The sequence below is a fragment of the Hoyosella rhizosphaerae genome, from assembly GCF_014643175.1.
Classification (GTDB): domain Bacteria; phylum Actinomycetota; class Actinomycetes; order Mycobacteriales; family Mycobacteriaceae; genus Lolliginicoccus; species Lolliginicoccus rhizosphaerae.
Map to the genome: position 1 here is coordinate 732,946 of NZ_BMJH01000002.1, position 14,697 is coordinate 747,642.

Consider the following 14,697-nt stretch of genomic DNA (forward strand, 5'->3'; position numbering starts at 1 on the left):
GACGTTCAACGGGAGGTTTCGGGCATGTCAAGTGACACATCGACAGGTGCGCAAGGCCAGGGGAGCGGCGACGGCAGTGCCGTTGGGCTGAGTCGGGAAGAACTTAGTGCGGCGGTGGCGTCGATGAGTGATGCCGATTTGTGCGAGTTTGTTATCGCAGCGTCGGCTAACCGTCCGAAGCTGCATCCTTTGCATCAGGTTGCGCAACTGTCGGCAATCGCGGGTCCTTTGTCGAGTGACGATCCGGAACTCGCCAATGTCAGTGTTTCTGCTGCGGGCGGTACGGTGGCGTCTCGCGACTTTAGCGATGTTCCAGTGGGGGAAGTGCCTGCGTTAGGTGCGCCTAGTGGTCGCGATGTGGCTGATGAGGATGCAGGCTGGACGAAGGAAGGCATCCCGACGTTCGCCGCGGTTCGTGACCGGATTGCTGCTCGTTTTGCTGTGGCGATTGGCGCTTCGGAGACTGTGGTGCATCAGGCGGAGGATCGGTCACTGGAGCAGCAGTGGGAGACGCGGGCGAGGTTGGCGCGAGAGCGGCTTGAGCAGATCAAAGGGATCATGCGGAAATAAAGTTTGTATGAGTTTCCACATGAGTGCATAATCAAACGTATGACGTTGAGGATTGCTGTAGCAGGTGCAAGTGGCTACGCGGGCGGAGAAGTTCTACGACTTCTCCTAAGCCACCCAGGCGTGGTTGATGGTTCCCTAGAAATTGGTGCCCTTACCGCTGGAGGTAGTGCAGGCACACGACTTGGGCAGCATCACCCGAACCTACTTCCGCTCGCTGACCGCGTGATCGAAGAGTCTTCACCAGAAATCCTCGCGCAGCATGACGTCGTATTTCTTGGACTTCCACACGGGTATTCCGCGGCAATAGCCGAGGCGTTGCCAGACTCGACGCTCATCATTGACTGTGGAGCGGACTTCCGGCTCACAAACGCTGCAGACTGGGAAAAGTTCTACGGATCACCGCACGCCGGGACATGGCCTTACGGAATGCCGGAACTTCCCGGCGCACGTCAAACACTCACCGGGGCAAGGCGCATCGCCGTTCCCGGCTGCTATCCAACAGCCACCTCTCTCGCGATGGCGCCAGCAGTGGCCGCGGGCATCGTTGAACCGCAGATCACCATCGTTGCAGTAACAGGAGCCTCGGGTGCGGGGAAGACCCTACGCACAGACTTGTTGGCATCCGAAGTCATGGGATCTGCGCGTGCCTACGGTGTAGGCGGTGCGCACCGACACAACCCAGAGATCACCCAAAATCTTCAGGCGCTGACCGACGAGGCTGTCACGGTATCGTTCACGCCGGTGCTTGCACCTATGGCCCGGGGCATCCTTGCAACGTGTGTTGCACCTACCTCCGTGACTGAGGCGCAGGCGCGCGAAGTGTACGAAGCTGCATACGGCGACGAGCCGTTCGTGCACCTCCTTCCGGTTGGCCAGATTCCACAAACCAGTGCTGTCGTTGGCTCAAATGCGGTCCACCTCAGCGTGCACGTCGACGAAACTGCAAAGAAGCTCGTTGTTGTGTCTGCGATCGATAACCTCACTAAAGGAACAGCCGGCGGTGCTGTTCAGTCCATGAACATTGCGCTTGGACTCCCCGAGACTGCAGGTCTCACAACCATTGGAGTTGCCCCATGAGCACCGATACTCCCCAGTCGCCCATAGCTACGGCCACATTGGACATCCAGCGGGACAAAGGCATCACAGCAGCTCGAGGGTTCGCGGCAACAGGTATTGCTGCAGGAATCAAGGCCTCAGGGAACAAAGACCTTGCGCTCGTCGTCAACAACGGAACCGAGCGCCCAGCAGCCGCGGTTTTCACCACAAACAAGGTCAAAGCAGCACCGGTGTTGTGGTCCCAGCAAGTGATGGCATCACGCGAGCTACGCGCCGTCGTTCTGAACTCGGGTGGCGCGAACGCCTGCACGGGCCCGCAAGGGTTTGCTGATACTCATCACACGGCAGAAGAGGTAGCTGCGGCACTCACAGACCTGGGGACACCCACAGGCGCGGTGGAAATTGCTGTGTGTTCGACCGGGTTGATCGGCGATTTCCTCCCAATGCCGAAGGTGCTCGCCGGAGTGCGCACCGCTGCAAGCGAACTCAGTGACAACATTGAGGCGGGATCATCTGCGGCACAAGCGATCATGACAACCGATTCCGTACCGAAGCAGGCAGCCTGCACCCACGGTGACGGATGGAGCGTCGGCGGAATGGCAAAGGGCGCTGGCATGCTCGCACCGTCACTTGCCACAATGCTGTGCGTCGTGACGACCGATGCGGTTGCCACTGCGGAACAACTCGACACAGCTTTGCGCCAGGCCACCAAATACAGTTTCGATCGCCTCGATGTGGATGGCGCGACGTCTACTAATGACACGGTGCTACTTCTGTCCTCGGGGGCCTCGGGTGTTTCACCGTCGCAACGTGAACTCAATGCTGCCGTAGCCGCCATTTGCGACGACCTCGCAGACCAGCTCATGGCTGACGCGGAAGGCGTAACAAAGCGTGTCACCGTCACCGTCAGCGGTGCGACGAGTGAAAGCGAAGCACTGATTGGAGCGCGCGTGGTTGCGCGCGACAGTCTTGTTAAGACGGCACTATTCGGTTCCGACCCGAACTGGGGTCGGGTGTTGGCCGCAATTGGCATCGCGCCGATAGCACTTGATCCCGACAAAACCAGTGTCTATTTCAACGGCAACCCAGTATGCCTCAATGGTGTGGGTGCACCGGGGGCGCGCGAAGTCGATCTCAGCGACACCGATATCGCTCTCCGCATCGAGCTAGGGCTAGGTTCCGGTGAAGCGACGATCCGTACCACCGATTTGTCGCTGGGATACGTCACCGAGAACTCGGCGTACTCGTCGTAATCAGCCAAACAGCACCCCAAACAGCACCCCAAAAAGCATCACAGAACGGTAGGACAATGGTGGTATCGGATACCCTCACCGCGCTGGATAAGGCACACGTGCTCGCCGAGGCGTTGCCGTGGCTGCAAAAGTTTCACGGGAAAACGATCGTTGTTAAGTACGGCGGCAACGCCATGGTTGACGACGAACTCAAACACGCTTTTGCCGCGGACATGGTCTTTCTGCGCACCTGCGGCATTCACCCCATCGTCGTGCATGGTGGCGGGCCGCAAATAACGGCGATGCTAAACAAACTTGGCATGGAGGGGGAGTTCCGCGGTGGTTTTCGCGTAACGACACCGGATGTCATGGAGATCGTCCGAATGGTTCTATTTGGCCAGGTAGGGCGCGAACTTGTTGGACTGATCAACGAGTACGGTCCGTATGCGGTCGGCATCTCAGGCGAGGACGCGCACCTGTTTACTGCGGAGAAGAGGTCGGCCGTAGTTAACGGCGAACTTGTTGACATTGGTCTTGTAGGCGATGTCTCCGCCGTGAATCCGGCTGCAGTGCTCGACCTCGTCGCCGCCGGGCGGATACCTGTCGTATCGACGATCGCGCCCGACAAAAACGGAGTCGTGCACAATATCAACGCCGATACTGCGGCGGCCGCGCTCGCAGAGGAAATTGGTGCGGAAAAGCTGATCGTCCTCACAGACGTCGAAGGCCTGTACACAAACTGGCCGGACAAGGGCTCCCTCGTCACACAGATCGAGAGCGACGCACTGGGCCAATTGTTGCCGACACTAGCGAGCGGAATGATTCCCAAAATGGAGTCCTGCCTGCGAGCTGTCCGCGGTGGTGTGCCGTCGGCGCACGTGATCGACGGGCGTGTTCCTCACTCACTGCTGCTCGAAATATTCACAGAACAAGGAATCGGCACAATGGTCACATTGGGTGACATCGATAAGGCTGCGGAAGGCGCGGTAAAGGCATGAGCCACTCAGCTACAGGCGACTTTCAACGTCGTTGGTCAGAGTCTGTGATGGACACTTACGGGGTACCGAAAATGGCCCTCGTTTCGGGTTCCGGTGCGGTGGTGACCGACGCGGACGGTCGCAGTTACATCGACTTTCTTGGTGGCATCGCCGTGAACTCACTCGGGCATAGTCACCCGGCGATCGTTGAGGCGGTGACGCGGCAACTTTCCACACTCGGGCACGTTTCCAACCTGTACATGAGTCCGCCAGTGGTCGAACTTGCTGAAACGCTCGTGGGGAAACTTGGTGTAGATGGTCGAGTTTTCTTTGGTAACTCCGGGGCAGAAGCCAACGAGGCCGCCTTCAAGATTGCACGGCGCACAGGTCGACCGAAAGTGATCGCAGCGGAGAACGGGTTTCATGGACGGACGATGGGCGCTCTTGCGCTTACTGGGCAAGCGGCCAAGCGTGCCCCCTTCGAACCTCTCGTTCCCGGCGTAACACATGTTCCTTTTGGCGATGTTGAGGCTCTCGAAGCCGCGGTCGACGACGACACTGCCGCAGTGATCTTGGAGCCAATCATGGGTGAGGCCGGGGTTGTTGTACCGCCCGAAGGTTATCTTGCCGCCGCCCGGGCGATTACTTCTCGACATGGCGCACTGCTCATTCTCGACGAGGTCCAGACCGGCATCGGCCGGACTGGATGGTTCTATGCGCACCAGCAGGCGGGCATCGTTCCTGATGTGATCACACTTGCAAAAGGACTTGGTGGTGGCTTGCCGATTGGCGCGTGCATCGCGACGGGCGCGGCTGCCTCACTGTTAACGCCTGGAATGCACGGGTCCACATTCGGTGGCAATCCAGTGTGTGCGTCGGCAGCGCTCGCTGTCATTCGCACCATTGAGGAACAAGACCTACTCAACCACGTTGACCGTGTCGGAAAGTTCCTCACCTCGGCAATCGAGGACCTAGAACACCCTCTCATCAGCCACGTGCGGGGAGCCGGGTTGCTGCTCGGAATTGTGCTGACTGCACCGCGTGCCGCGGCGGTTGAATCAGCTGCGCGGCAGGCAGGGTTTCTCCTCAACGCCGCGCAGCCAAACGCAATCCGTTTAGCCCCACCACTGGTGGTCACCGATGAACAAGCGAGTAACTTAGTGGAGGCTCTGCCGCAGATTCTGAACACAGCCCTCGACGAAGGACAGCTATGACGCGCCATTTCCTCCGCGACGATGACCTCACCCCAGCCGAACAGGCTGAAGTTCTGGCGATCGCTGCTGAGTTAAAACGCAGTCCGTTTTCGCGCAGGCCGCTCGAAGGTCCTCGCGGCGTCGCTGTCATCTTTGACAAGAACTCGACACGCACCCGTTTTTCGTTTGAGCTTGGCGTCGCCCAACTTGGCGGCCATGCCGTCGTGGTCGAAGCACGCTCAACACAACTCGGACGTGACGAGACTCTGCAGGACACAGGGCGTGTGCTGTCGAGGTACGTCGATGCCATTGTGTGGCGCACATTTGGTCACGACCGTCTCGAAGCGATGGCTGAAACCGCGTCAGTTCCTGTCATCAACGCCCTGTCGGATTCGTTCCACCCCTGTCAGGTCCTTGCGGATCTCCAGACAATTGCCGAGCGAAAAGGCAAACTTGCGGGGCTGAAGATGGTTTACCTAGGCGATGGTGCCAACAACATGGCACATTCGCTGCTGCTCGGCGGCGTCACGGCTGGTACGTCGGTCACAGTCGCAGCGCCAGTGGGTTTCCAACCCGCGGACGATGTAGTCAGTGCGGCGAAAGCGCGAGGTGAGCAGACTGGGGCCGCCGTCGCCGTTACCGATAACCCCAAAGATGCCGTCATCGGTGCGGACGTCGTCGTGACCGATACATGGGTCTCGATGGGGCAGGAGGACGATGGACTCGACCGCGTAGCACCGTTCCGGCCATTCCAGATTAATGCGGAATTGCTCAGCCATGCCTCACCGGATGCGATGGTCCTGCATTGCTTGCCCGCCCACCGCGGTGAGGAAATTACCGACGACGTCATAGACGGTGCGCAGAGTGCTGTGTGGGACGAAGCAGAGAATCGACTTCACGCGCAAAAGGCACTGTTGGCATGGTTGCTGGAGCAGCAATGAGTGAGGCCCCGCGAATCGGCACTCCCAGTCGGGTACAACGACAGTCACGCATCGTTGATATCTTGGCGCAGAATCAAGTACGAAGCCAAACCGAACTTGCACAACTATTGGCCAACGGAGGGATCGATGTCACCCAGGCGACTCTCTCACGTGACCTTGAAGAACTCGGTGCGATGAAGCTCCGCGCTGCCGATGGCGGAAGCGGCGTGTATGTGGTTCCAGAGGATGGCACCCCAGTCCGTGGCGTAACAGGCGGAACTGAACGGCTATCGCGCTTGGTGGGTGAACTTCTCGTTTCAGCAGAACCGAGCGGTAACCTCGCCGTTTTACGCACCCCTCCGGGTGCGGCGCAGTTCCTCGCCAGTGCTATCGATAGGGCAGCGTTGGCCCAAATTGCAGGAACGATCGCTGGTGATGACACGATTGTTGTCGTGGCTCGGGACCCGCACAGTGGCGCTGACGTTGCGACACTGTTCGAATCACTGGCGTAGAAGTTGAAAATAGACCCTAGATCGACCTAGCACTAAGGAGTAAGGACACCATGTCAGAACGCGTGATCCTCGCCTATTCAGGCGGGCTCGACACCTCAGTCGCCATCAGTTGGATCGCGAAAGAAACTGGTGCAGAGGTGGTAGCGCTCGCTATTGACCTCGGCCAGGGCGGTGAAGATATGGAGGTTGTTCGTCAGCGTGCTCTCGACTGCGGCGCGGTCGAATCGATCTGTATCGACGCTCGCGACGAGTTTGCGGACGACTACTGCCTACCCACAGTGCAAGCCAATGCGCTCTACATGGATCGCTACCCGCTTGTGTCGGCGATTTCTCGGCCGCTCATCGTCAAACACCTCGTGAACACCGCCAAAGAACACGGTGGTACCACGGTGGCGCACGGCTGCACCGGCAAGGGCAACGACCAGGTGCGCTTCGAGGTCGGCATTGGCGCACTCGCTCCCGACCTCAAGGTCATCGCCCCAGTGCGTGATTACGCCTGGACCCGCGAGAAGGCCATTGCGTTTGCTGAAGAAAACGCAATCCCCATCACCGTGTCAAAGAAGTCCCCGTTCTCAATCGACCAGAACGTCTGGGGCAGGGCTGTAGAGACGGGCTTCCTCGAAGACCTGTGGAACGCTCCCACCAAGGACGTCTACAGCTACACCGAAGATCCAACCGCTAACTGGCAAGCCCCCGATGAGCTCATCATCAGCTTTGAAAAAGGCAAGCCCGTTGCGATCGACGGCCGCCCCGTGACCATGCTCGAAGCGATCGTTGAACTCAACGCCCGCGCCGGTCGTCATGGTGTCGGACGCCTCGACATGGTGGAAGATCGCCTCGTTGGCATCAAGAGCCGCGAAGTATACGAGGCACCAGGCGCGATGGTGCTCATCGCTGCTCACCAGGAACTTGAAGCTGTAACCAATGAGCGCGAGCTTGCTCGGTTCAAGCGGCAAGTTGAGCAGCGCTGGGGCGAGTTGGTATACGACGGCCTGTGGTTCTCGCCGCTGAAGTACGCCCTCGACTCGTTCCTCGACTACACGCAGCAGCACGTCAACGGTGACATCCGCCTTACGCTTCATGCTGGCAGCATCGTCGTCAACGGGCGTCGCAGCAATTCCTCACTGTACGACTTCAACCTGGCAACGTACGACGAAGGCGACTCCTTCGACCAGTCCGCAGCCAAGGGCTTCGTGCACCTGCATGGTTTGTCCTCAAAGATCGCCGCTCGTCGCGATCTCAACCAGTAGGGATGGTACTTGCGTGACGCAGCAACACGGCACCAACCAGGGTGCGTTGTGGGGTGGCCGGTTCGCTTCAGGGCCGGCCGCCGCCATGGCAGCATTGAGCAAGTCCACCCACTTTGATTGGGTTCTTGCTCCTTATGACGTTCGCGCCTCACAAGCACACGCTCGCGTACTGAAGAAGGCGGGACTGCTCAGCGACACCGATTTCTCCACCATGATCAGTGGGCTTGAGCAGCTTGCCGCTGATGTGGTGAATGGCGATTTCGTGCCAGCCGACGACGACGAAGATGTGCACGGCGCACTTGAGCGTGGGCTTATCGAACGCGTAGGCGCCGATGTAGGTGGGCGTTTGCGCGCAGGTCGGTCGCGCAACGATCAGGTTGCCACCTTGTTCCGGATGTGGCTGCGTGACGCGGTTCGGCGAATAAGCGTGCAACTTCTCGACCTCGTCGATGCACTCAGCGAGCAGGCCGCCGCGCATCCCACTGCGGTTATGCCCGGAAAAACTCATCTTCAGGCGGCTCAGCCGGTATTGCTTGCACACCATTTACTGGCCCATGTACATCCACTGTTGCGCGATGTGGAAAGACTGCGTGATTTCGACAAGCGCGCAGCCGTATCGCCTTACGGGGCCGGTGCGTTGGCAGGTTCGTCGTTGGGGCTTGATCCTGAGGCCATCGCGGCGGATCTCGGATTTGACTCGTCGTCAGATAACTCCATTGATGCGACGTCATCACGTGATTTTGCCGCCGAGGCTGCGTTTGTCTTCGCCATGATTGGCGTTGACTTGTCTCGCATGGCGGAAGAAGTAATTATCTGGTCGACGCCGGAGTTTGCGTATGTCACGCTCGCTGACGAGTGGTCGACTGGAAGTTCGATCATGCCGCAAAAGAAGAACCCTGACGTTTCCGAACTAACCAGGGGCAAGTCGGGCCGGCTTATCGGAAACCTCACTGGCCTTCTTGCCACGCTGAAAGCTCAGCCGCTTGCGTACAACCGCGATTTGCAAGAGGACAAGGAGCCGGTATTTGATTCCGTGGCTCAGCTCGAACTTGTTCTTCCGGCGATCGTGGGGCTCGTGTCTACATTGACGTTCCACGAGGACCGCATGGCCGAACTTGCGCCTGCCGGGTTCACTTTGGCTACCGACGTCGCAGAATGGTTGGTACGGCAAGGCGTTCCGTTCCGCGTGGCACACGAAGCGGCCGGTGAATGCGTACGAGTCGCCGAGCGTCGCAATGTTGGTCTCGACGAGCTCACCGACGAGGAACTGGCACAGATTGATGTGAACCTCACCCCTGACGTCCGCGATGTTCTCACGGTCGAGGGATCGATTGCCTCACGTGATTCTCGGGGAGGCACTTCGGGCGCACGTGTTTCGGAACAACGGGTTCGTATTAACGAATTGTCGGCCGAGTTGAGAAGTTGGGCTAGCAAACCCATTGGTGTGTGAATTGAATAACACCGACAGCTTCAGAAGATAGGTGGAATCCCTCGTCACACTAAGTTGGCACCGGGAATGTGCGAAGATTCAGACAGAGCGCACATCCTCGGTGCCACAGGGCACAGAGTGACGACGACGGAGGTCTACGTGAAGTTCAAGGCAAGAACCCTCACGTCCCCCATTCACCGTGTACTTGCCACGGCGCAGAACGGCCTTGAGGTAATTCGCTTCGGTGGCCTAGATACGGGCGAAATTGAGTCACCGTTCACTGTTGTTGAACAGCGCCCAATGTTTCGGCTTCGGCGCTATTTCCCTGACGCCGAGGACATGGACACCCGCGCACCCGTAATCCTTGTCCCGCCGTTGATGGTCGCAACACATATCTACGATGTGACGCGGGAGCAAGGCGCGGTTGGCATCCTGCACGATAGGGGGCTCGACCCCTGGGTGATTGACTTCGGGTCGCCTGACCGCGAAATCGGCGGGATGACTCGTAATCTCGCAGACCACGTCGTTGCTGTCAGTGAAGTCATCAACATCGTGCGGCAGCACACGGGCAAAGACGTCCACCTAGGTGGGTACTCCCAGGGCGGAATGTTTTGCTACCAAACAGCTGCATATCGTCGCTCAGTAGGCATTAAGAGCATCGTCACTTTTGGATCGCCGACGGATGCGGTGGCACTGCCGATGGGCATCACGGTGGGTGCAGCCACCAAGGGCGCAGATTTCATGGCCGACCATGTTTTCAACCGCCTCGCTATCCCCGGATGGATGGTTCGAACCGGCTTTCAGATGCTAGACCCAGTCAAGACCGTCAAATCGCGTCTTGACTTCTTGATGCAACTGCACGACCGGGAAGCCCTGCTTCCGAGAGAACGCCAGCGGCGTTTCCTGGAAGTGGACGGGTGGGTCGCATGGTCCGGGCCAGCAATCGCGGAACTGCTCAAGCAGTTCGTCGTCCACAACCGGATGATGACGGGTGGTTTTGTCATCGACGACCGCTTGATCAGCCTCGCCGAGATTACCTGCCCCGTCCTGGCGTTTGTCGGTTCAACGGACGACATTGGTACACCGCGGGCAGTGCGAGGAATCCGCCGCGCAGCGCCGCGAGCTGATGTGTACGAAGCAACGCTACGAGCTGGCCATTTCGGTCTGGTCGTCGGGTCGAGCGCGGGGACATTAACGTGGCCCACTGTCGCTGACTGGGTGTTGTGGCACGAAGGCAAGCACGGCCAGCCAGGCATCGCCAAACCCATGACCGATGAAGACCAACCGGCCGCCGACGGCGACTACACAGTAATGTCGCGGCTCGTCAATAGTGCGAGCCAAGCCGCTGAGATTGGTTTTGGCGTCGCGCAAGACGTCGTCGATGTGACGGTTGGCGCCGCGAAGACCACGAAGGAAATTGCGGGCGAGGCCGTCAGAACTTTGCCGCGACTGGCCAGGCTTGGCGTCATGCAGGCACACACACGGATGTCACTTGGCCTGCTGCTCGAAGAACAGGGCCGACGGGCGCCGTTGGGGGAGTTGTTCCTTTTCGATGACCGCGTGCACACCAATGCGGCCGTTAACGAGCGCATAAACAACGTGGTCCGGGGCCTCATTTCGTTGGGCATAAGGCAAGGCAGCCACGTCGGTGTGCTGATGGAAACTAGGCCAAGTGCGCTCGCGACAATCGCTGCACTGTCGCGCCTCGGCGCCGTCAGTGTGCTGCTTCAGCCAGGAACAGACCTCACCGAAGCGATTCGGTTGGGTGAAGTAGCGGGAATTGTTGCCGACCCACCCAACCTGCCCGACGCGATGAAGGCTGGGGTCCGCGTATTTGTGTTGGGTGGTGGCGAGAACCGCGACCTACCAGTGGGGGATGCTGACCATGTTGTTGACATGGAACGCATCGACCCCGATGCAGTTCGCATTCCAGATTGGTACCAGCCAAATCCCGGCATCGCTAGCGACCTCGCATTTATCGTATTCACGCGATCCCGCGGGCACACCGAACCGCAGTTCATCACCAACCACCGGTGGGCACTGTCGGCATTTGGTACCGCTTCGGCTGCGTCGCTGACAGCAAGCGACACCGTCTACTGTCTGACGCCGCTGCACCACCCATCTGGTTTGCTCATGACGTTGGGCGGCGCAGTAGCGGGTGGGGCGCGCATCGCTTTGACGCGAAGCTTCGATCCAAGCCGGTTTGCGGAAGAAGTTCATCGCTACGGCGTCACCGTCGTCTCATATACGTGGACGTTGCTTGGTGAATTAGTCGACGCCGACGATCTCCAAATTCAGCGTCACCACCCGATTCGACTGTTCATGGGATCTGGCATGCCCCGTGCCTTGTGGAAACGGGTGCGAGACCGGTTCGCTCCTGCGCAAGTGGTCGAGTTTTATGCCTCGACCGAGGGCGAAGCGGTGCTGGCGAATGTTTCGGGCGCCAAACCAGGCGCCAAAGGTCGACCCATACCAGGATCGGCGAACATCCGGCTCGCCGCATTCGACGTCGAAAACGATCGGTTCATCGAAGATGAACGCGGTTTCGTGAAGGAAGCTGCCGAAAATGACATCGGACTTCTCCTCGCGTTCCCTCGAACAGGGGGTGAGCAGAGTCCCAACGTCATCCGCGGAGTTTTCCGATCGGGGGATATGTGGATCCCAACAGATCACCTGTTCCGTCGCGACTCCGACGGCGACTACTGGATGGTTGACAACCGCAACTCCCTGATCCGCACTGCCCGCGGTGTTGTTTATTCGCTTCCAATAGAGGATGCGCTCGCAGACATCGAATTGCTAAATATTGCGGTGGCGTTTGGAGTAGAGCACGGAGCGCATTCGCTTGCAGTTGCAGCGATCTCTCGCCGGACCGACGTCACGTCACCTGAGCGCAAAGCTAAGGAGTTCACCCCGGAGCAGTTCGATCGTGCGCTCTCGGTGCTACCCGAGTCGCAACGCCCGGACATCATCTATTCGGTGGACACAATGCCAATGACAACGTGGTACCGGCCGCAAACTCGCGCACTCGCTGCCGATGGCATTCCGCAGGCGTCCGTTAACGCCTGGTACTACGACACCGCGGACCACAAATACCATCGGCTCACTGAGGCTGCCCGCAAGCGCATAATGAAGCAGGCCAACTCATAAGCATTTTCAGCGAGATGTGACCATCCGATCACGAAGCGATAGGGTAAAAACTGTGCCTTTAGATCCCGTGCTGCTAGACGTTCTCGCGTGTCCCCAGGACCACGGCGAACTGCTCCTCATCGACGACAAAGTCCTCTACAACCCGCGGTTGCGGGCCGCGTATCCGATTGAGAACGGGATACCCGTTTTATTGGTAGACGAGGCTGTCGCAGTCAGCGATGAGCAGCACGACGACTATCTCACGAGGTCTGTACGCAAAACCGGTTCGTAGCCACAGCGGCTGCGGTAGCAGGATGGATTTGCGGACACACCTTGAACATGCGAGCCCAGTTGAAGCGGCTGCGCTCGTTCTCGGGCAGAAGATTACCTGTGGAACTGTGACCGCACGGATAGTCGAAGTCGAAGCATACGGGGGCCAACCAGGCAGTAACTGGCCTGATCCTGCGTCGCATGCTTACAGAGGTCGAACTCAACGTAACTTTGTGATGTTCGGGCCACCCGGGCACCTGTACGTCTATCGAATTTACGGCGTACACCTCTGCATGAACGTCACCTTCGGAAGCGAAGGACACGGGGGCGGAGTTCTACTCCGCGCGGGTGAGATCGTTGCTGGAACTGCTATGGCACAGAGTCGTCGTCCGGCTGCGCGCAACGCACGCGATGTAGCTAGTGGCCCCGGAAACTTTGCTTGCGCACTAGGAATCACCCCTGATCTTCAAGGCAGCGACGTTTGCGACCCGGCTTCGCCAGTGAGACTCGATGTGGCTGAACCAGTCAGAAAGATCGCCTACGGGCCACGCGTTGGAGTCCGGCACGCGGCGAGCACACCATGGCGCTTGTGGGTCGATGGTCATGCATCCGTTTCCCGGTACCGTCGTCATCCCAAAGCTGACACACTACAAAATTGACTGTGGGAATGTGGCGGCCCCCAAACTAGCCGTTCGAGAGCATGTAAGGAAGGAACTATCGCCATGACTCACGACATCATGGAAGAACTCACCTGGCGGGGGCTCATAGCTCAGTCAACTGATCTCGACGCTTTGCGTGAGCACCTCAACAAGGGAATGACAACTCTCTATGCCGGATTTGATCCCACGGCGCCAAGCTTGCACGCCGGACACCTCATCCCGCTATTGGTTTTGCGCCGGTTTCAGAAGGCCGGGCATCGGCCGATTGTCCTAGCTGGCGGTGCGACGGGTCTTATCGGAGATCCCCGTGACGTGGGCGAGCGTTCGATGAATGACGAATCCGTTGTCGCTGAGTGGTCCGACAAAATCAAAGGTCAACTTGAACGGTTCGTAGACTTCGACGGCACAGCAAACGCCGCCGTCGTCGAAAACAACATGAACTGGACAGCGAACCTGTCTGCTATCGCGTTCCTACGTGATATCGGTAAACACTTTTCCGTGAATGTCATGCTCGCTCGCGAAACGGTGAAGCGACGCCTCGAATCCGATGGAATTTCGTACGCAGAATTCTCGTACATGCTGCTGCAAGCTCAAGATTTTGTGCACCTCCGGCGTGACTACGACTGCACGCTGCAAATAGGCGGTTCTGACCAGTGGGGCAATATCGTCGCTGGCGTTGATCTCGTCCGAAAACTCGATGGCAAACATGTCCACGGGTTTACTGTCCCGCTGGTGACCTCGTCCGACGGGAAAAAGTTCGGAAAGTCGACGGGTGGCGGAAGCCTTTGGCTTGACCCAGAGATGACAAGCCCCTACGCCTGGTACCAGTACTTCATCAACACCAATGATGCTGATGTCGTGCGGTACCTCCGGTGGTTCACGTTCCTGTCACGTGAAGAACTCGACGAGCTCGAGAAGGTCACTGAAGAGAGCCCGCACTTGCGGACGGCGCAGAAGAAGCTAGCGCGGGAGATGACCAACCTGGTGCATGGCGAAGCGAACACCCACGCTGTGGAGTTGGCCAGCCAAGCGCTCTTTGGACGAGCTGATATCCGCGACCTGGACAATCGAACGCTAACCGCGGCGCTGTCAGAGGCACCGATTGGCGAACTTCGGGAAGGGGACCCATGCACTCTCGTGGACCTGCTCGTACTGAGCGGACTTTGCGAGAGCAAGGGAGCGGCTCGGCGTACCATCCGCGAAGGCGGTGCCGCAGTAAACAACGACAAGCAATCGGACGAAGCTTGGGAACCCGCCGACAGTGACTGGTTGCACGGGGAGTGGATTGTGCTTCGGCGTGGGAAGCGGAACTTTGCTGGGGTACGGAAGCTGTAGTACTCGAGTGTGAATTTGTGGGGCGTCCAGTGAATAAGCTGGGCGCCCTGCTGCTTTTGGAGTAGTTGAGATTGGGTGCCGCCGTGTGAGCTGGTGGTTTGTGTTTGGTGTGGGTTGTGTGTAACTTATGTTCTCGCCGCTGTGACGCGGAGCCGGTGCACCGGGGGT

General features: G+C 58.8%; 13 protein-coding genes. All 13 read left to right on the plus strand.

Going from position 1 to position 14,697, the window contains the following annotated elements; all coding sequences use genetic code 11:
* Nucleotides 1–24 precede the first annotated feature (24 nt).
* The 13 genes from IEW73_RS16570 (at nt 25) to tyrS (ending at nt 14,529) form a co-directional block, all read left to right on the plus strand.
* Nucleotides 25–570 carry a hypothetical protein gene (locus IEW73_RS16570; protein WP_229675941.1) on the plus strand — a complete coding sequence of 182 codons (546 nt, stop codon included), beginning with the start codon at nt 25–27 and terminating at the stop codon, nt 568–570.
* 39 nt (nt 571–609) lie between these two features.
* Entirely contained in the window at nt 610–1,647 is a 1,038-nt protein-coding gene (gene argC, locus IEW73_RS11670; RefSeq protein WP_188674855.1) for an N-acetyl-gamma-glutamyl-phosphate reductase, read from the plus strand.
* Nucleotides 1,644–2,879 (plus strand): bifunctional glutamate N-acetyltransferase/amino-acid acetyltransferase ArgJ, encoded by a 1,236-nt coding sequence (gene argJ, locus IEW73_RS11675; protein WP_188674858.1) that lies wholly within the window; start codon nt 1,644–1,646, stop codon nt 2,877–2,879. The genes argC and argJ overlap by 4 nt, the downstream gene beginning before the upstream one ends.
* Before the next feature lie 56 nt (nt 2,880–2,935).
* The gene (gene argB, locus IEW73_RS11680; protein ID WP_188674861.1) at nt 2,936–3,856 is read left to right on the plus strand and encodes an acetylglutamate kinase; all 921 of its coding nucleotides are present in this window, start codon (nt 2,936–2,938) and stop codon (nt 3,854–3,856) included.
* Complete coding sequence (locus IEW73_RS11685) at nt 3,853–5,049, plus strand: acetylornithine transaminase (protein ID WP_188674863.1); 1,197 nt, start codon at nt 3,853–3,855, stop codon at nt 5,047–5,049. The genes argB and IEW73_RS11685 overlap by 4 nt, the downstream gene beginning before the upstream one ends.
* Entirely contained in the window at nt 5,046–5,969 is a 924-nt protein-coding gene (argF, locus tag IEW73_RS11690; RefSeq protein ID WP_188674865.1) for an ornithine carbamoyltransferase, read from the plus strand. Before IEW73_RS11685 ends, argF begins: the two co-directional genes overlap by 4 nt.
* Nucleotides 5,948–6,460: an arginine repressor gene (locus IEW73_RS11695; protein ID WP_188674868.1), complete on the plus strand. Its 513-nt coding sequence runs from the start codon at nt 5,948–5,950 to the stop codon at nt 6,458–6,460. The genes argF and IEW73_RS11695 overlap by 22 nt, the downstream gene beginning before the upstream one ends.
* A gap of 50 nt (nt 6,461–6,510) precedes the next feature.
* Complete coding sequence (locus IEW73_RS11700; protein ID WP_188674871.1) at nt 6,511–7,710, plus strand: argininosuccinate synthase; 1,200 nt, start codon at nt 6,511–6,513, stop codon at nt 7,708–7,710.
* Nucleotides 7,711–7,723: 13 nt separating this feature from the next.
* Nucleotides 7,724–9,160: an argininosuccinate lyase gene (argH, locus tag IEW73_RS11705; protein ID WP_229675943.1), complete on the plus strand. Its 1,437-nt coding sequence runs from the start codon at nt 7,724–7,726 to the stop codon at nt 9,158–9,160.
* Nucleotides 9,161–9,298: 138 nt separating this feature from the next.
* The gene (locus IEW73_RS11710) at nt 9,299–12,286 is read left to right on the plus strand and encodes an AMP-binding protein (RefSeq protein WP_372433584.1); all 2,988 of its coding nucleotides are present in this window, start codon (nt 9,299–9,301) and stop codon (nt 12,284–12,286) included.
* 52 nt (nt 12,287–12,338) lie between these two features.
* On the plus strand, nt 12,339–12,557 hold the full coding sequence (locus IEW73_RS11715) for a Trm112 family protein (protein ID WP_188674879.1): 219 nt from the start codon (nt 12,339–12,341) through the stop codon (nt 12,555–12,557).
* A 22-nt stretch (nt 12,558–12,579) separates the two neighbouring features.
* Nucleotides 12,580–13,194 (plus strand): DNA-3-methyladenine glycosylase, encoded by a 615-nt coding sequence (locus tag IEW73_RS11720; RefSeq protein ID WP_188674882.1) that lies wholly within the window; start codon nt 12,580–12,582, stop codon nt 13,192–13,194.
* 63 nt (nt 13,195–13,257) lie between these two features.
* Nucleotides 13,258–14,529, plus strand: a complete 1,272-nt coding sequence (gene tyrS, locus IEW73_RS11725; RefSeq protein WP_188674885.1) for a tyrosine--tRNA ligase — start codon at nt 13,258–13,260, stop codon at nt 14,527–14,529.
* Nucleotides 14,530–14,697 lie beyond the last annotated feature (168 nt).